This is a genomic window from Vibrio sp. Vb0937 (genome assembly GCF_033338855.1).
This window is the reverse complement of record NZ_JAWOTK010000005.1, coordinates 34081-53551: the sequence shown is the minus strand read 5'-3', so window position 1 is coordinate 53551 and position 19471 is coordinate 34081. Positions and strand designations below refer to the sequence as shown.

The following is a 19471-nucleotide window of genomic DNA, read 5'->3' as shown; positions in this document are numbered from 1 at the left end:
CTTTCCTGAGTGAACTATCAAAAAAATATCGAGAAATTTAATCTAATTTCTCTTCCTGTTCGTGTGCAATCACAACATTTACACTCATTTCAAATTGCATAAGCACATTCCTTTGCTTATGAAAACGACATTGATTTCTCAACGCTGTTAGTCACGTATGTGGCTTTTTGGCTTGAGAGAGATTTTTATTCAAGGTAGGTCACAAGGACGCTACCCCTTGACTGCATTTACTGGAGGATAAGATGCCTAAAGGTCTAATGCTGACTGACTTAGCCATCGCTGGCTTACTATTAATTTTGGCAAAAGTCATTCGCGTTCACGCGCCATTATTACAGCGTATGTACATTCCATCGGCGGTTCTCGCAGGATTATTCGGTCTAATTTTTGGACCAGCCCTGTTAGACGTACTGCCTTGGACCGATACGTTTACCGCTAACGCAAGCCTATTAACTGCTGCACTTTTTTCTGCGTTAGGTCTGGCAACGGATGTTCCATCACCTAAAACCGTCGCACAGCGTGCTGGCTCATTGTGGGCGTTTAACCAAATCGCTTCTGTTTCTCAGTGGTTGTTTGCAGCAATGTTTGGTCTAGTTCTCACAACCTTCTTCTGGCCAGAGATTAATCCTGGCTTTGGTGTGACAATGTCTGCGGGCTTTATGGGCGGACATGGCTCTGCATCTGTTGTTGGTGAAATCTTCACGGGGCTTGGCTGGGAAGATGGCTTCACACTTGGCTTAACGTTCGCAACCGTGGGTATTTTCATCTCGATTTCTGTCGGCATGCTCATGCTGCAATTCGCATTGAAGATGGGTTGGATTCGTAGCTTTACGACCTTCGACAGCATGGATGAACACGAACGCAAAGGCCTTGTTAAGCCTGTTGATCAAGAACCGGTAATGAAAGACACCATGTCTTCCCTGTCAGTCGATTCTTTCGCGATTCACGCGGCGTTGGTTGTAGTGGTAACGGCTTTCTCGTATGTAGCGGCTAACTACTTATCTTCTTTCCACGATAAGGTACAAATTCCTACGTTCGTAACTGGCTTCCTTGGCGGCATGCTCGTGCGAATCGTCGCGAAACAAACGAAAGCTTCACGCTATCTTTGTGACGGTGCATTCAAACATGCTGCGGGCATCAGTACCGATTATTTGATTATCTTTGGTATCTCAGCCATCAAGATTACCGTCTTAGCCCAGTATTTAATGCCGATGGTAGTGCTTGCAATCGGCGGTATCGCCTTCACACTATGGCTAATCTTCTGGGTTGCCCCACGTATCATGGGAGAAGATTGGTTCGAGAAAGGCATTTTCTCTTGGGGTTGGTTAACCGGTACAGTTGCCATGGGTATTGCGTTGCTTCGCATTGTTGATCCAAAAATGCGTAGCAAGGTGCTTGATGATTACGCCATCGCTTATGTCCCTGGCTCAATCACTGACATCTTCATCATCTCTTTGATGCCAATCGCGATGTATAACGGCATGCACTGGCAAGCGCTTGGTGTAGGATTAGGTTACATCGCAATTGTCTTATTTATTTGGCGATTCATTTTTAAACGTAACAGCAGTGCTCTGACACACGAATCATAGTCGCTTTACTCGGGAGGATTTTGTCCTCTCGAGTTCATTCCTTGGTTTTTCTCAAAATCACTCCCTACCTCAAAAATAAGCAACTTGTTTTATATTTGAGATTTGCAATCCCGATCTCTTACTATCATTCTTTTTTAATACTTGACCTGAAAGTTTCTATATCAGAATAGCCGCCTATTCGTTTCTAAAACATGGAGAAAGGCTGTGCGTCGCTCTCAAGGATTTACTCTTATTGAACTCATTGTGTGCATCATCATTCTTGGTATTGTAAGCGTCGTTGCATTTCCTAAATTTCTTGGCTTACAAAAAGATGCCAGGGTGTCGGTTCTATATGGAGCCAGAGAAGCACTCATGACCGCCAACAACTTTGTCTACACCAAAGCAGTGATTCAATCTCAAGAGACAGTAGATAGCGGCATACAATATAACATTGATCTAGATAATGACGGCCATAACGACCTAATTGGTTACTTTGGATTTATCAAAAATGTTATTCCAGCAAAAGAGCTAGCAGGCTTTGATCCGCAACTCACTATCAACACTTGGTATGGGGTAGACAGCCCAGACGAGCCCTACTTCCTTATTGGTTTTGCAAACAAGCCTGTTGGTCCAGAACATATGTGTTATGTCGAAGTTTACTACCCAGAAACTCCTGGTGGCCAAGTGAAATACAAAATACAAACTGACGATTGCTAATTCCCATAGAGAGTGGCAGTAACACTTTTACTTTTGGTGTCTTCATCGTTATTGCAAGGTAATGGCTCCAAAACCATCATTAACAACTATTTCACATAATGTCGTCGCACAATGAGCTCATAGAGATAAACCCAGTAATTTGCGCCGACACATGGCTATAATTGAAACAATCTATCGTTTTTAAACCCGCCTATAAGTTGTGCTTGTAAACTCATCATTTCGCTCAATAATAGTTCTATAACAAATTCAATAATTTAAAGCGGGAGGCGTAATGAGAATATTCTGGCAGCTACGTTGGTATTTCCAACAAAAGTGGAGGCACTATGTCGGATCCATTCTGCTTTTCGCTGTGATATCAGCATTACAGCTTGTTCCGCCCAAAGCAGTTGGCATCATAGTTGACGGCGTCGTAGACAACACTTTAGATACAAATACGCTGATTCTATGGCTCTCAGGGTTAACTGTACTGATCTTTACTATTTATGGGTGTCGCATCTTATGGCGAATTTGGCTTTTCGGCGCAAGCTGGGAGCTCGGGACCATTCTACGTAACCGTCTATATAGGCATTTATCGACACAGCCACCTCGTTTTTTTGAACGTTACAAGACGGGGGATCTGATGGCTCGTGGCACTAATGATGTGCGTAATATCGTTATGACAGCCGGCGAAGGGGTTTTAACCGCCGCAGACTCTTTGATCACTGGTATTGCGGTTTTAATCATTATGGTAACGCAAGTAAGCTGGAAGCTCACCGTAATGGCGCTTCTTCCAATGCCATTTCTTGCCATCATCATCTTCTTTATTGTGCGTATCCTACATCAACGCTTTCGTGTCGCTCAGGAAGCCTTTTCTACCATGTCAGACATGACACAAGAGTCACTTAATGGCGTGCGAATGCTGCGTGCTTTCGGATTAGAAAACCAAGAGCAGCAACGTTTTGAAGAGGTTGTGGATGATACTGGCGAAAAGAACATCGCTGTCGCAAGAGTCGATGCTAGATTTGACCCGGCAATTCAGTTAACCATCGGTCTTTCTTTCCTTCTTAGTGTCGCTGCTGGTGCTTACCTTGTTGATAAAGGTGAGATCACGCTTGGTGATCTGACCGCATTTACGATGTATTTAGGGTTGATGATATGGCCGATGTTGGCATTCGCATTCCTATTTAACATTTTAGAAAGAGGCTCTGCTGCATGGAACCGATTACAAGAGATCTTTGATGAAAAGCCAGAAATTATCAGTGGCAATAAGCCAATAGAAAATAAACCACTTCCGTTAAAAATTGATATCGACGATTTCCATTGGTCTAGTGATTTACCGCCCGCTTTGACGGAAGTAAACATCGAACTGGAACCCGGAAAAATGTTGGGAGTTGCAGGGCCGGTAGGAAGCGGAAAATCGACCCTGTTAACACTACTTTTGCGTCAACATGATTTAGAAAACGGCTCAATTAAATTCGGTGATGTCAAGATCAAGGATGCCCTACTTCCACAATGGCGCAACCGTTTTGCTGTAGTTAATCAAAGTCCGTTTCTATTCTCCAAATCTATCTTCGACAATATTGCCTTAGGCAACCCTAATGCAGAGAAAGAAGAAGTCTATAGAGCAGCAAAGTTAGCCTGTATACATGACGATATTGAAAAGTTTCCTGAAGGCTACCAAACAGAAGTTGGTGAAAAAGGCATTACACTCTCCGGCGGGCAAAAACAACGTATTGCGATAGCACGCGCTATGCTGCTGAATGCCCAAGTGTTGGTTTTGGACGATGCACTTTCCGCTGTTGATGGACGGACCGAACATCAAATCCTTAAGAATTTGGAAACACACTACCGTGATCAAGCCCTAATCGTTATTGCGCACCGCCTCACCGCATTGGAAGCAGCAGACGAGATCATTGTCTTGAATCACGGCCACATTACTGAACGTGGGCAACATAGCGCTTTATTAGCGCATCAGGGATGGTACGCCGAAATGTTCGAGTACCAAAAACTAGAACAGGCGATGGAGGAATAATGAATGAACCAGACCAGCACGTTTAAACGGTTAATGTCTTACCCATTATCTCAACCAAAGCCAATGATTAAAGGACTCGCCTTGCTGTTTATTGCAGCGTTAGCTAGCGCCGGCGGCCCTTGGTTGATTCAATATTTCATTGATGAGCACATCGCTAAAGGTGACTATTCACAAAATGTTCTGATTTCGCTAGCAGTAGGTTATATCGCTCTTCAGATCGTATCGGCAACATTCCAGTATTTTCAGTCATTGCAATTTAGCATTGTCGCGGCTAACACGATCAAAGCGATTCGTAAGCAAGTATTTTCTGGCGTGATTAAGCAGCCGTTATCTGCGTTTGATTACACTCCTGCTGGAAAATTGGTGTCGCGAATCACCAACGATACGGAATCTTTACAGCAATTTTATGAGCTTTTGATCGCGACCGTGGTGAAAAACGTGGTCATGATTGTCGTAATGCTTGGCGTTATGTTTTTCATGAGTTGGAAGCTCACACTCGTTGTGCTTGTATTGCTGCCGATCGTCATCGGCTTTATGTACTTGTTTAAGCAGCTAAGTACAGAAAGCTACCGAAAGATGCGTGACCTATTGACCGATATAAATGCGAATCTGAGTGAATCCATTCAAGGGATGAGTGTCATTCAATTAATGCAACAAGAAGAGCGTTTTAATAAACAGTTCAACGAGCTAACCGCAGAGCATCTGGTGGCATCTAAACGAGTGATTCGGCTAAACGGCTATCTGCTAAGACCATTAATGGACTTACTCGCTGGTCTTGCGTTGCTTTGCTTGGTTGCGATCTTTGGTTTTAATGGTATTGAGTTGATTGGTGTGGGGGTACTGTATGCATTTATCAGTTATCTTGCGCGAGTTACTGAACCACTAATTGAGATGACTCAGCAACTTGCTCTACTTCAGCAGGCGTTAGTATCAAGCGAACGTGTTTTTGAATTAATTGACGCGAAAGAACAAACTTACGGGGACAATCATCAACCATTAAGGTCAGGTGCTATCGAACTTAGAGATCTCACATTTAGCTACGATGGTAAACAGGACGTCCTAAAAGACATTTCGTTGAAGGCCAACCACCAAGACTTTATCGCGCTTGTCGGGCATACAGGAAGCGGTAAAAGCACATTAGCGTCACTGTTAATGGGCTTTTATCCAACGCAATGTGGCGAACTGCTCATAGATGGTCGTCCACTTAAAACATTAGGGAAAGACGTACTTCGCAAAGATGTGGCAATGGTCCAACAAGATCCACATATTCTCCCTGCTTCAGTCAGAGAAAACATCTCTCTCAGTCGGGCGGTTGATGACAATCAAATATGGGATGCGTTAGACAAGGTAGGTTTGGCAGAACAAATTCATCGTTACCCTAACGGGCTAGACACGCAGTTAGGTCAAGGCGAAACTAATTTATCTGCGGGTCAGAAACAGCTTTTGGCGTTAGCACGTGTGCTTGTGGTAAAACCTAAGATATTGATATTAGATGAAGCAACCGCAAATATTGACTCAGGAACAGAGGCTTTAATCCAAAAGAGCTTGGCGGTACTCAGACAAGACATGACGCTCGTTGTTATTGCTCATCGGCTTTCAACTATCCTAGATGCAGACCAAATCATTGTTCTTCATCATGGGGAGTTAGTTGAGAAAGGCACACACAAAGCACTCTTAACGCAAAATGGTCGTTATGCTCAAATGTATCAGTTACAGCAAGCAAACCGACATCTACAACAGATTGAAGAAGACACCAAGCAACTCGAAGAAGCGGTGTGATTTTATGCCCGTGCCTTCTTTTTATTTAGTTGGTATGGGCATAATTGGTGTAACTTCAAAATTTAGCCTTGTTAGCTTCCAATTTCTTCATAATGTGAACTAATTTTCTATTTCTTACCTATTATTGACATAACCCCTCGCTATATCACGCAAGGTCGTTGTAAAATCGTACGGTACTTAAGTCTACTGCCTGTGGCATTGGGCTGAATTCCGCTTTCTAATTATGCACATTAATCTCATGACACAAGTCCATGGACAAAGATAAGTTTACTAACATCTATCGCTTGCCTGGTTCGATTCAAATTCGTATCGGTAAATGGCAAAAGACGTTCCGCGGCACCTCTGATTTAGTTTTACATCAGGCGCTAATGGAGCGTAATAAGCAATTTAAGAAGCCAGACTTTTTACCTAAAGGCTGGTGTGTCACTCCTATTGATGAAAACGACATTACCATTACGCATCACGGTAAATATATCCAAACCGTTATGCGCACAATGCTGGACAGAAAGGTCTCATACAAGCGACTGTTCCTATCTCGGATGAGTCTCGAAGATGGTGAAAAAGTGCTCCACAATTACAAGCTGGAGTGGGTAAGAAAACATAACCAGATCGCCAAAAAGTACAATCAAATTAAAAAGAAACAATATATGAACTTTGCAAGAGAAGAAGAGGAAACCCTCTACCCTTCGATTCCAAAGGGTGAGTTTGACAAAACATTATGGAACAAACTTGTCGTATCATCGTTTGGTCCGCAGAAAAAGTACAAAAACCCGCACTTTGTCCGTAAAGCCGATTTCTAAATAAACACCCCTAAAGTTAGGGGTGTTTATTTATACGTTAACTCACCAGTCGTAAGTTAAACTTGCAATAACATTTTGTCGGTCGCCATACCAACAAAAGCCATCACATGTCGCTATGTACTTTTTATCCGCGATGTTTTTAGCTGCGACTTGTAACTTGTAATCGCCGATTCGATAACTGACCGTCGCATCCATTAAGAAATAACTTGGTACTTTTAGTCCCTCTTCATTGTCTCCGTATGACTCACCTGTATAGCGCGCGCCTAAGCCAACAGCAAAGCCATCAAGAGGTCCATCAAAGAAACGATAATGTGCCCAAGCTGATGATACGGTATTCGCCACTTGGGAAGGTGTTTTGCCAACCCATGCCTTATTGATGTCTTCTTTTATCTCTGCATCAACGTACGCAATGTTCCCGATCAATGTTAAGGATGGTGTCACATTAGCTACAGCTTCAAACTCAACGCCGTTATTTTCTATTTTTCCTATTTGCGTTAATTCACTCAAGTAGATACGAGCCAAGTTTTCTTTTGTTGCCCGATACGTTGCAATATTGAAATAACCATCAAATGAATCCGGTTGGTATTTCATACCGATTTCAAATTGATCACCGCTTTCAGGCTTCGCTGGCTTACCATTGCTGTCTTCTTGAATAATTGGATCAAAGTACTGAGAGTAACTAAAGTATGGCGTGAAGCCAGAATCAGAAATATAAGCCGTTCCCACGCTAAACGTCCACTCTCCATTATCGACTTTCGTGCGAGCACCCGTGGTAACATTATGTACTTCATTACTTGTATCGTCGTAACGTGCGCCCAATAACATCGCCCATTTATCGTTGATCAGCATATGATCTTGAAAGTAGACGCCGAGCTGCTGATTATCGATTTTCGTTCTTTGCTTATCGGTTTCGCTCAATGGTTGTAGCGTATTCGGATCGAGTAACATTATGTTATCCGAATAAGTAGGATTAAATACATTAAACCTAGGATCGGGCAAAGCTCCCATTGGTGTGTTTAATAATGCATTACCATTAGCAACGATAGGGTCATTGGCAAAATCTTTACCATCGATACTGATCATTTGAAAATCTATGCCCAACATCAAGTTATGCTCAACACTTCCCCAATTTACTTGGTGCATCAAACGATTATCGATATTAAAAGCATCAGATGACCCATCTTCTGTTGAAGCACCCCGAAGTATGGTTTTGCGTTCATTTGATGGGTCCAAAGCCGGCCCCAACGCAGGCACGTCAGCCGAGTAAACGTACGAATACATTTGTCTTAGCTTAACATCCATTTCGCTGTAACGAGCTGCTTGAACAAATGAAGTGGTATCATTAAATGCATGAGAAAACTCATAGCCTAAAGACACCTGCTCACGCTCAAACGTCTCCCAGTTAGGATTGCCTATCGCTAAACTATCACTGATCTTTCCATTTTTGTTTGGCGTTAACGTTCCTTCAACTGGCAAAAATTGCAGATAAGGATCTGAGTCGTCTTTTTGATAGCTCGTTAGAAAGGTAATTTCAGACGCCTCATTAAATTTGTACGTCATCGATGGAGAGAGAAGAATGCGCTCTGCTTCTACCCCACTAATTCTCGTCCCATTTTTTCTCGCTAACCCTTGAAAGCGGAAAGCTAGCTGCTCACTCACCTCAGAGTTTACGTCAAGAGAAAGTTGTTTACGGTCTTCAGAACCGTACTCCAAAGATACAAGTCCTGACCCCCCATCAAATTGAGGTCGCTTACTGACAACATTGATGACCCCACCAGGAGGGTTTTGCCCATAAAGAACAGACGCTGCACCACGTAAAACTTCAACCCTTTCCAAAGCAAACGGATCTATTTGCCAACTATAAAAACCAGAAGAATATAAACGGGTACCATCTTGATACAGCCCGCTGTTCGCCTGTTTAAAACCACGAATAATAAACCAATCTTGCTTGTTATCTTCGCCGAAATAATTAGTTTGAATACTTGGTGTGTACTGTAGCGCGTCAGAAATGCTAATAGAGGCACGATCATCCATTTGTTCTCGCGTAACAACAGATACCGCTCTTGGGGTTTCATTGATGGCAATATCAGTTTTCGTCGCTGCCCGACTCTTCGCTCCGAGATAACTAAAATCTGGACCAACTGCACTGTCTTGCTGCTGTCCAATCACAACTATATTTTCATCTTCCTGAGCCAAGACATTTGGCGTTGATAAAGCTAATACAACCGCCATCGACGTTGGTGTTAGCATAAACTGCCGAGTCATATTCTTCTCCTTTTTGTCGGCAGCCAAACCAACCCTTCATGACTTCAGCGGTCGCTGAAAGAAAAGCGAGTTACGGCATCGCCAGTTGTTTCCGTAAAAGACAAACCAGAGGTTTTGCATAAAGCACTCGCATAGGTTACGAATGCCACTACGAGTGCTTATTTGTATAAGTACTTTCTTGGTTGAGGCTTAGCTCATCTCTATAAGCGGCGTAAACCCCACATTAAATACAAACCGCCAATGAGAGACGCCATAAGCCCTGTTGGTATTTCTTGCGGGTAAAGGACCTGTCGTCCCAACCAATCAGCCAACAACATCACCCCTGCCCCCAGTATCGCGGCGCATAACATGTGTTGTGACGCTTTGTTAAAACCAAATAAGCGAGCTAAATGCGGAGCCAACAACCCAACAAAGCTAATCGGACCAACAACCAATGTCGCACTGACCGTGAGACAAGCAACTAAAAGAAGCAGTATTGCGCGTGAGCGATCAACTCGAACTCCAAGTGCTTTAGAGGAAGCGGCACCGACAGGAAGAATATCTAGCCATCTTACGCAGAGAAAACTCAACCCTATAAAGACAAGCGCAGATAAAGACAATGGGAGTAACGTTTCAACCGAGACATAGTAGGTAGACCCAGACAACCAAGCTAATGCTTGATAACTTCTTGGGTCACCAGTGGCTAGAATAAAGCTCTGTATTGCATTCATCAGTGCGGTAATCGCAATACCAGTCAACAAAATACGCTCCGGCTGAAAGCCTGACTTACGGTTTAGCAGCACAATGACTGATACCGTCGCTAATGCACCTACGAGCCCGCCTAGAGAAAGAGTGAAAATTGACGAACCAAACCCAGTAAACATCGCGATGATCAATCCCATTGCTGTCCCTGAACTGATACCGATCACTTCAGGACTTGCCATTGGGTTTCCACTTAGGCGTTGAATCATGGTTCCAGCAATCGCTAACATTGCCCCCGCAATTGCTGCTGCAAATAATCTAGGTGCGCGCCACTCCAAAAAAATCCAATTTTGGCTAGCAAATAAGTTTGCCCACCCTTCATTTTGCACAGCAACCGTGGCAAAAAGAACAACAGAAATTAACGTGCCGATCAACGCCAATGAGATCGCTTTAGGGTTTAGCTTGTAAACATTTTCACGATGTCGAGTTAACACTGTTTGAGTATGGCCCTGCGTCTTTTGTGATAAGCGAGGTAACAGCCATAACAGTAGCGGAGCGCCCAGTGCAGCGGTTGCAGCTCCCGTTGGTATAAAACTCGCCATTAGCCCTGGCAGTTGCTGAATAACCAAATCGGTTAAAGTCAATAACATGGCACCAATCAGCATTGATACCCAAAGCTTATGCTGGATTTTATTGATACCTATCAATCGAGTAATCGCTGGCGCCGCTAACCCGATGAAACCGATGATTCCTACCGCAGAAACCACCCAAGAAGTGATTAACACCGCAAGCCCAAGACAGACAAAACGCAACTTAGCTAACGAGACACCTAAACTCTTGGCACCTTGCTCGGAGAGTTCCAACAGACTTAACGGCTTTGCAATCACAAATGCAATGATCGTAGCAAGTGCGATTCGAGGGGCAAGATACGAGAAATCTCCCCATCCACTCTGAACAAGCGAACCCGCTCCCCATATCATTAACCCATTCAGCTTTTCGGTATTCATCATCAGAATAACCGTACTTAATGATGCAAAGTACAGGTTTATCACTAACCCAGAAACGACGACAACCGTTGGAGATAACGCTCGTCGCCATGACAACAGCATCACCAACCCCATCGATATCACACCGCCGATGAGAGCAACCAAATTAGGCGCGATATCCAACATCCAAGGTGCGAATAGCGTAGCTAACATCAAAGCAAAACTTGAACCGCTCGCCACACCAAGTGTCGTGGGTGAAGCGAGAGGGTTACGCAGCACTTGCTGCATCAATACCCCAGCAACCGCTAATCCAGCACCAGATATAATCGTGGTGAAGACTCGAGGCCACCAGCTAAAGTGAAGTAAAACAGAATCGATAGATTGAAAGTTAGGCTCCCATAAACTGATTAGAGCCAACGAAAATGAGCTTACTTGGTACAATTGGAAAGCACCAATAGAAAAGGTAAATGCCGAAAGTAACACCACAAAGCTTAAAGGCATCGTTTTCATTGTGTTAACTCCTCGACCTTACTCGCCGTAACTAACTCTGCGAAACGGAGAGCTGAAGGCATAGAACCAAAACTCCAAACGGGTGCGACTTGCATGACCTTTTCACCAGATTGTTGAACAACATATTGCCAAAATGGGTCTTGAGAGAGCTGCTCCGCTCCACCGTAAGGTAATGGCTCTACGATAACAATTTGAGCTTTTATGCCAGCTAACTTGTCGATGCCAACTAGGCTAAAGCCCCAGCTATTCGTCTTTTCATTCCATGCATTACTCAGCCCAATCTTTTCGATAGCCTGAGAGTAAAGACTATTTTGACCAAAAACACGAACGTGCTTCGTATCCATAAACTGAATAATTAAAAGCGGCGGCTGGTCTTTGTTTATGCGCTGTTTTAATAAAGAGAAACGTTTTTCATATTGTTGGATAAGCGCCTCTGCTTCCGCTTCTCTTCCCAGCTCTTCACCAAACCTCCGAGTGAAACGAGTAAGTACCGACCAATCTGTGATCCCGCTTTCATATAAGTCAATCGTGGTAACGGGGGCAATATCGACTAAACGATGCTTCATTGAGGAGAAGTACGGGGCAATAAAAATACGGTCAGGTCTGAGCTCGTAAATACGCTCTATATTGGGTTGAGTTCTTAACCCTACATCCTTAGTTTGAGGTGGTAACGGTGGCGATTTTACCCAAGCATCGTAATCTTGCCCTTGAGCGACGCCTACGGGCACAACCCCTAACGCCAACATCGTTTCAGTTTGTGTCCAATCAACCGACATCACCCGAGGTGATGCGTCAGCTAGTGCTTGAAAAGAACTGACCAAAAGCGCACTAAGTGAGAGAGCGAAAGAGAAATGTTTAAGTCGAGTGTTTGTACTGCTCATTATTCCAACCTTTAGCTTGGCATCGCCACCGGGTAACCCGCAGGGTGGTCAGAGATCATCATCTCTATCCCATATATGTCCCTCAACTTAGGTTCAGTAAACACCTGTTCAACATTGCCTTGTGCAATCAAATCACCTTGATGTAATGCAACGATGTAGTCGCAAAATCGTGCAGCCAAGTTGATGTCGTGTAATACGATAATAACGCCCAAGCCCAGTTCTTGACTGAGTTTAGAGATAAGCTTCAACATATCGACTTGATGGCTGATATCTAGCGCAGACAAAGGCTCATCAAGAAGCAAATACTCGGTTTTTTGGGCTAACAGCATAGCTAGCCACACACGTTGACGCTCTCCTCCAGATAACGTGTCCACTAAGCGATCTGCGTATTTTAGTGTGCCTGTCATCGCCATTGCTTCTTCAACAATGTCGTGATCTTTCTTACTCAAACGTCCAAGTAAACCATGCCATGGATAACGACCAAAACCGACTAAATCTCGACCTAAAATACTGTCGGTCACTGGAAGATGCTGAGGCAAGTAGGCAATGTGTTGGGCGAATTTTTTCGCTGAGAGATCGTTAATGCTCGTTCCATGCAGAACCACGTCACCAGCGGTGTATGGCTGTTGCTGTGCCAGCAACTTTAACAATGTGGATTTTCCTGAACCATTGTGTCCAACAAGAGCGTATGTTTTTCCGGGTTCAAATGTCACATCAAACGCTTTTAGCAATGACTTGCCTTCAATCTCAAACTGGAGTGCTTTAGCTTCCAACATCCCTACTTCACCTAATAGCCATTTACGAATAACAGTTATTCAGAGCTCTCATTCGTTGATCACGTTTGCCGTTCTTATTCAACAGAACGATTAATAAGGGAGGTTTTATATAACAACAAAGATACAAATGCAAACCGTTGTCATTATCATTACATCAACAAGATCATTGAGAGAATTGCTAAGTGTTAGTGATAATTTGCTCTGCTGAACTTCATTAGTAAATTATAGGCAGGTCAACGAGAGCAGCGGTCTCCCACTGCTCTCGCATAAATTTGAACGAATACTGCAGCGTATGAAGAAATGAAAAATGCCGCAGTGAATACATTAATGACGAGCGTCAGCGCCAAACTCTACTTCTTTATAGATATCGGCCAGCGACTTTTTACCTTGTTTGTCTTTGGCTGAACGCTTTTTCTTAGTTTGATAATGGTATTCTTGCTCCTGAAGTGCTTGTTCGTGCTCTTTTGCTGACTCAACAAACTCAGGATTTGCAAGTGCTTGTTGGCGTAAGCGGTTTACTCTTTCAAGGGTTTCCCACAACATACTTCACCTCCAAACTTATTACTGTATATAAAAACAGTATTGTTTAAATATTCCTCCTCGTCAACATTTCAACTTTGTTACTGCTCTTCACATTAACCCCAAGCCTGTATAGTGCTCGGGATATTTGTGGATGATTTGCTTTATATAACCTTGATGCTCTCGCAGAGCATCAACACATTCTCGAGATAACCATCCCTGATATACCCATTTTTCAAGTTCTAACAATGCGTATGGGATGGACCACGCTTGTCTATACGGATGGTGCGTTGTCATAAAATCAAAGGCATTTGCGGCAGCCGTAATTTGGGCGGCTATTGGTATATCATCACTGGTTAAACCATACGGATAACCAGTGCCATTTAAATTTTCGTACTGATAAATAATCATCTGCAAAAACAAAGTCACACTCGGGTGAACCGGATTTCCGATACGGGCAACTATGTCATCCGCTGAATCGATACAACGCTCAATATGTTGAATCAATATCGCCTCTTGTTCTTGAGAGTAATTTGTTCGGCGGCTAGCAATTTCAACTGGCAGCTGACTATCACCGAGCGCATGGAACTGAGCAAAAATACCAATATCTTCGACCATTTCGTCATTCAGGTGATAACGATCCGCTAACTGCGTTGCGATAATTTGACTGTAGTACTTCATGCGTTTGGTATGCGCGTAATACTCAGGTGAATAGCCTGGCATCATACATTGCATTCGGTTAGCTAGCGTTTCTATCGCATTGACTACTTGAGTTTCTGATTCAACCGCAAATCGAATCATTTCGAAATAAGGTTTAAGACCATTCAGCGCTTCTAAACTAAACGCATCACGTTGAGTGGAGTTCAAAAATACAAAACCAGTAAAAGCTTTATTGTTATAACAAGGAATAGCAGCCGACGACTGATATCCGTGTTTGAGTAAAATTTGAACCCGAGGACAGTGCTTAATATCATGAAGGTCTTCGACGATACGAGGAACCGCGTTTTTAGAGGCAATATTGAGGTGGTGGAGTTTACGGAATGCTGATTCGTGATGGGCTAAACACCAAGTGTCGAACTCACTTTCTGCAAATGATTTGAGCACATCTTGGTCTGGGTGATATTTTGCAAATGACACCCTATCAATACATGGCAAGTGCGCCTGCATCCTGCCTTTTAGCGTTTGCAGTTGCTCGTTAAGCGGTTTTGCAAACGGGTAAAAACTCCGGTGCGCCATGCTTCACCTCCACACCAAAGCAGAGAAACAAGAAAAGCTCATTGTGTTGCAAATTCAATGGTATTTTGAGCGGTTTTCTCCACTTAAATTATCGATATACCACAACTTAAGTGTACGAAATAAAAGCACATTTCTACCAATTTTTTCACCGGATATCTTACGGTAATTTGATCCAGATTAAAAAAGCCAACGAGCGAAACTCGTTGGCCTAACAATACTGATTGATTACGATGGATTCAGTAACTAGAAGTTATTCAAAGAACGTTCTAAACAACTAGCCTAGAGCAGGAAGCACACCCAGCGTAATTAACACCTGAGCGAATACGATGCCAGTGCCAGCGATGCCCGTTATCACTAACGCACCTTGACCACCTGCGACGCGGTACTCCCCAGTAAAATCATCCGATTTACGAACCTTGATCACCATAACCAAAGGCAAAAAGATGGCTAAAATCGCTAAGGCAATCGCTGCATAGCCCAAAGCCATAATAAAGCCTTGAGGATAGAAAAGTGCGAAGCCTAGCGGTGGAGTAAACGTCACTAGTGCCGCAATCAAACGATTAGGCTTATCGTTACTTCCTTTGATGGTATCACCCAAAAATTCGAATAGACCCAAACTCACGCCAAGGAACGATGTCAACAATGCCAAGTCAGCAAACACACCAACAATGCTACCCAAATTTGATTGGTGTACTGTCTGAGATAGTTGACCAATCAGTGCGCTCAACCCTCCGTTCTCAACAAGCGTACTTTGGCTAACCACACCCAACGTCACGATTTGCCAAAAGATATAAATAACGAGTGGAATCGTCGAACCAATAATAACGGCTTTGCGTAAAGAAGAAGTGTCACCGTCTAAGTAATTCACAATTGCAGGTATACTTCCGTGGAAACCAAACGAAGTAAAGATCACCGGAATCGCCGCTACAACAAGGCCTTGTTCGATTGGCATACTTAACAAGTAAGATTCCGTAACGTTTGGAGCAAGAAAAGAAAGCACCGCAACCATCGCAATGAGCTTCATCGCGAACAGAACTCGGTTTACTTTATCGACCGTACCGGTACCCACTGTCACAACTAAAGTCACAATCAAGGTAAAGATTATCGTTGATGTAGGCCCTGAAATATCGAGGTCAAACCATTGTGCAAGGCGGTCTCCGAACTGAGCACCACCGCCAGCGATATACGCTGCACATAATGAGTAGAAAAGAAACAACATCGCAAAACTTGCCACCCACTTGCCTTTTTGACCTAGGATCTGTTTCGCCAAAGTATGAAGTGTAGCACTACTCTCCGCATGTTGATGAAGCTCAAGCATAAGCAAGGCAGTGAAAGCCATCAGAGCCCATAAGCCTAGCATGATGATAATAGAAGTTGAAAAACCAATGCCGGCAGAGGCAAGTGGAAGCGCTAGCATACCAGCGCCTATTGTAGTGCCCGCAATAATTAGCGTACTACCGAATACTTTAGAACGACTCATTGTATATTAATCTTTACACTTTATTAGAAATTATCAGTATTAGATCGGGCAACGGCGGACCGAAACCAACACCATATTTGTATTGCCGTCGATATTGTAGGATCTTTAGCAGAAGATCAAGCAAAGTGTAAGGATAAAAAACCACACATGTAAACTATAATTTACACCTTACTGATATTTAACAATAACTGTGTGCACTCTTCCCTGTTCATGAACTTGGGAACAGGGTAATTCCAGTGCGCCTCTTTCAGAATTAAATCAACAAGCGCATCAGCATCTTCACGTTGAATGAGCGCACTGGTTTGCTCAATATCAATAGTTGAAAACAAGGACTCCAGATTCGCCAAAAAATGCTGAGCACTTGCGTTACCTAACTGCCCCTCGGCCGTCAACTCATCGAGCTTTCTTAGTTGAGGCTCAATCTCTGATAATGAAAAGCGCAGCACAGGCAACAAGGCTAATCCGTTTGCCATACCATGAGGTATTCCATATCTCGCACCGAATGTGTGAGCAAAGGCATGAACATAACCCAAACTCGCTTTGGTAAATGCTAAACCCGCGTAATAGGATGCCATAGCCATTTTATGACGAGCTTCGACATCATCCCCTTGCATCACAGCCCTAGGAAGATATTTAAAAATGAGTTTAATAGCGGCAACCGAATAAGCCATCGTTTCTTGAGTAGCGTTTTTCGATACATAGGCCTCAATAGCGTGGGTTAATGCATCAACGCCAGTATCAGCCGTGATCTTAGGAGGTAAACCAATCATTAAATTCGCATCTAAAGCTGCCATTAGTGGCACCAACTTTGGATCCATTAAAGGGGTTTTAATGTGTGAGGAGGGATCTGACACGACCGCAGCTATAGTAACTTCACTTCCGGTTCCAGCCGTTGTTGGAATAGCAAAAAGCGGCGCTGGCATTCGCCATACCTTCAATAGTCCAGCTAATTTTTTGATTGGCCGTTTATTGGTAACTTTCGCAGCGATGACTTTTGCACAATCCATTGCAGAGCCGCCACCCAAAGCTAATATGCCCTCACAATGAAAACGATGATAAGCCTCTAGACCGCTCTCTACCTGATCATAGGTAGGATCGGGCTTAACTTGCGAGAAAACATCTAACTGTAAATCGAGTTTTGCTGCAGCCTCAAGCACCTTATCTACAATACCGACTTGGACTAACCCTTCGTCGGTAACTAACAAAACGCGTTTAAATCCCAGCTCGGTTATCGATTCTAATAGCTCATTCATCGAACCAGGGCCGGAAAACAAGGTTGGTCTCGGCATAGGAAGGATATGGGCTGCAATTTTTAACCCAGCGGTGTAACTCCGGTATAAACGATGCTTCAACATACGAAATCCTTTTCATTTAGAGCTATCATTCTAGCTACTTTTACTACCTATGCTTACTTTGCAATCACACATTTTCAATAAACTTATCTCACTAAAAGGGCTAGCATCGCTGGGAAACCGTACCATTTCATTATCTTTCCTCAACGACATGAGCTACAGAGAAAATGTTTTCAACGACGCTCTATTGTCATGTAGTTAACAAGCTTCTTTCCCTATTACTCTGTTAGTTACAGAGCGAGCCTCGAAGAAGTCTTCTTATTTTTTGCCAAAAGCAACAATATGAATTCTGTTAATCACACATCAATACCGTGTGTCTCTGGTTGAGCCCGAGCACGATTTACAAAAATAAAAATAAGAATGCGTTACATCATGATTTATTGTCGTTTTCAAATAAGTCAACAAGAGCAACAATAATCTTTCAAAACTTATACTTAGTTCAAATATCTGACTCTTAACCATGAGCTTCAGGTGATATTATTATGCAACTAGGATTATTATCCCGCCCATAATCAAAACTATGTCTAAACGCCCACCTTTTTGGGGTCTATTCGCTGTCGTACCCAATTTTTCCTATCACCTTCTGATTTGGGTTTAGCGTGGGCTAATTAGCAATGTCGGTATAAACCATGAATCATTCTTGCCATTCCCATACGGACATGGGCTTTGAAGTCGATCTGAAACAAGCACTTATCTGGGTTGCTCGAGCACTCGACTATGTAGGTGTTGATGATACGCACCATAGCCATCGTGTCGCTTACATCGCTTACCAATGTGCTCGGGTCATGAACTGGGAACCAGAAAAAGCGGAGTTTTGCTACTTCGCAGGGATGATCCACGATTGTGGAGTCTCCGAAACACAAGAACATAAAATGTTACTTGAGGAGTTGGTGCCACAAGATGTAAAAACACATTGCTTAAGAGGATACCGAAGCCTCAAGCAGTGTCGTTTGTTGCGTCAGTTTGCTACACCTGTTCTTTACCACCATACACATTGGAGTGAACTAAAATATCTTGATTTACCGCCTTTTGAAAAAGAGGTCGCTGCCCTACTTTATTTAGCCGACCGTCTCGATTTTATGCGTTCCAAATACGTCATGAACTGCCACTGTGACATTGTCACACTTCATGAAGAACTAATTGCAGAATGCATCATGGCAAACGCTGGAACTTTGTTTAATCCAGACATGGCTAAGGCAATGATTAAGCTCGTTATGACCGACGCGTTTTGGTTCGCGATGGAGTCTGAAAATATAGAAACCATCGGATTAAACTTTAAAAGCATTGATTGGCTTCAAAAACAGCTCACCATCCAAGATATGAATAGTTTGGGCATGTTTATCGCTCGAATTGTTGACGCAAAAAGCCCATTTACTTATCAACATTCGCAAAAAGTGGCGGAGTTATCTCGGTATCTAGCCATCAAGCTTGGGTTCTGTGAGAACGACCAAGAGATGTTATTTATTGCTGGGTTGGTGCATGATATCGGAAAGTTAAAAACACCAGATGAGATTCTTCATAAAGAAGGATCTCTTAATAAACAAGAGTATACGCGTATCAAACGCCATACAATTGATACTCAGCTCGCATTGCATAAGGTCTTCCCTAACGCGAAAATAGCGGAGTGGGCTTCCAATCATCATGAACGTTTAGACGGGTCGGGCTATCCCTATCACAAAACAGGCGCCGAGCTCGATGTTCCATCGCGTATCATTGCTGTCGCGGATGTCTTCCAAGCTCTGTCTCAGGACCGTCCCTACCGAGGACGAATGGCTCAAGCGCAAATCGCCGCGATTATGGGCGAGCAAGTCGCTAATCAAGAACTTTGTTCTGACGTCTATGCAGTGCTAGAGCGAAACATGACCGAGTGTTACGAGCTATCAACTAATGTTTAATCGATAAAGGGCGTATCT

At 43.4% G+C, this 19471-nt stretch carries 14 protein-coding genes; 6 read left to right on the top strand and 8 right to left on the bottom strand.

Annotation, left to right across the window (positions count from 1 at the left end):
- Positions 1–242: 242 nt before the first annotated feature.
- From R7P67_RS09960 to R7P67_RS09940, 5 genes are all read left to right on the top strand, one after another.
- Positions 243–1586: a sodium/glutamate symporter gene (locus R7P67_RS09960; protein WP_136977073.1), complete on the top strand. Its 1344-nt coding sequence runs from the start codon at positions 243–245 to the stop codon at positions 1584–1586.
- A gap of 204 nt (positions 1587–1790) precedes the next feature.
- The gene (locus R7P67_RS09955) at positions 1791–2282 is read left to right on the top strand and encodes a type II secretion system GspH family protein (protein ID WP_262653720.1); all 492 of its coding nucleotides are present in this window, start codon (positions 1791–1793) and stop codon (positions 2280–2282) included.
- Between the two features lie 271 nt (positions 2283–2553).
- Complete coding sequence (locus tag R7P67_RS09950; RefSeq protein ID WP_115385956.1) at positions 2554–4293, top strand: ABC transporter transmembrane domain-containing protein; 1740 nt, start codon at positions 2554–2556, stop codon at positions 4291–4293.
- A gap of 3 nt (positions 4294–4296) precedes the next feature.
- Positions 4297–6072: an ABC transporter transmembrane domain-containing protein gene (locus R7P67_RS09945; protein ID WP_042522895.1), complete on the top strand. Its 1776-nt coding sequence runs from the start codon at positions 4297–4299 to the stop codon at positions 6070–6072.
- 251 nt (positions 6073–6323) lie between these two features.
- Complete coding sequence (locus R7P67_RS09940) at positions 6324–6872, top strand: hypothetical protein (RefSeq protein ID WP_005377712.1); 549 nt, start codon at positions 6324–6326, stop codon at positions 6870–6872.
- A 42-nt stretch (positions 6873–6914) separates the two neighbouring features.
- On the opposite strand, the gene R7P67_RS09935 is transcribed toward R7P67_RS09940, so the two are convergent.
- The 8 genes from R7P67_RS09935 to R7P67_RS09900 form a co-directional block, all read right to left on the bottom strand.
- Positions 6915–9137, bottom strand: coding sequence for a TonB-dependent siderophore receptor (locus R7P67_RS09935; protein ID WP_262653717.1), 2223 nt, complete (start codon positions 9135–9137; stop codon positions 6915–6917).
- 200 nt (positions 9138–9337) lie between these two features.
- A complete protein-coding gene (gene fhuB / locus R7P67_RS09930) occupies positions 9338–11314 on the bottom strand; it encodes a Fe(3+)-hydroxamate ABC transporter permease FhuB (protein WP_137281960.1) in 1977 nt (658 codons plus the stop codon).
- Entirely contained in the window at positions 11311–12195 is an 885-nt protein-coding gene (locus tag R7P67_RS09925) for an iron-siderophore ABC transporter substrate-binding protein (protein ID WP_085569858.1), read from the bottom strand. The genes fhuB and R7P67_RS09925 overlap by 4 nt, the downstream gene beginning before the upstream one ends.
- A gap of 11 nt (positions 12196–12206) precedes the next feature.
- Complete coding sequence (locus R7P67_RS09920; RefSeq protein WP_005377721.1) at positions 12207–12971, bottom strand: ABC transporter ATP-binding protein; 765 nt, start codon at positions 12969–12971, stop codon at positions 12207–12209.
- 324 nt (positions 12972–13295) lie between these two features.
- Positions 13296–13514 carry a hypothetical protein gene (locus tag R7P67_RS09915; protein ID WP_005377723.1) on the bottom strand — a complete coding sequence of 73 codons (219 nt, stop codon included), beginning with the start codon at positions 13512–13514 and terminating at the stop codon, positions 13296–13298.
- 87 nt (positions 13515–13601) lie between these two features.
- Positions 13602–14726: an HD-GYP domain-containing protein gene (locus R7P67_RS09910; RefSeq protein ID WP_137281959.1), complete on the bottom strand. Its 1125-nt coding sequence runs from the start codon at positions 14724–14726 to the stop codon at positions 13602–13604.
- A gap of 274 nt (positions 14727–15000) precedes the next feature.
- Positions 15001–16206 (bottom strand): aromatic amino acid transport family protein, encoded by a 1206-nt coding sequence (locus R7P67_RS09905; RefSeq protein WP_033905238.1) that lies wholly within the window; start codon positions 16204–16206, stop codon positions 15001–15003.
- 161 nt (positions 16207–16367) lie between these two features.
- Positions 16368–17561, bottom strand: a complete 1194-nt coding sequence (locus tag R7P67_RS09900) for an iron-containing alcohol dehydrogenase (protein ID WP_047102205.1) — start codon at positions 17559–17561, stop codon at positions 16368–16370.
- Positions 17562–18187: 626 nt separating this feature from the next.
- Here R7P67_RS09900 and R7P67_RS09895 point away from each other — a divergent pair.
- The gene (locus R7P67_RS09895; protein WP_262653715.1) at positions 18188–19453 is read left to right on the top strand and encodes an HD domain-containing phosphohydrolase; all 1266 of its coding nucleotides are present in this window, start codon (positions 18188–18190) and stop codon (positions 19451–19453) included.
- Positions 19454–19471 lie beyond the last annotated feature (18 nt).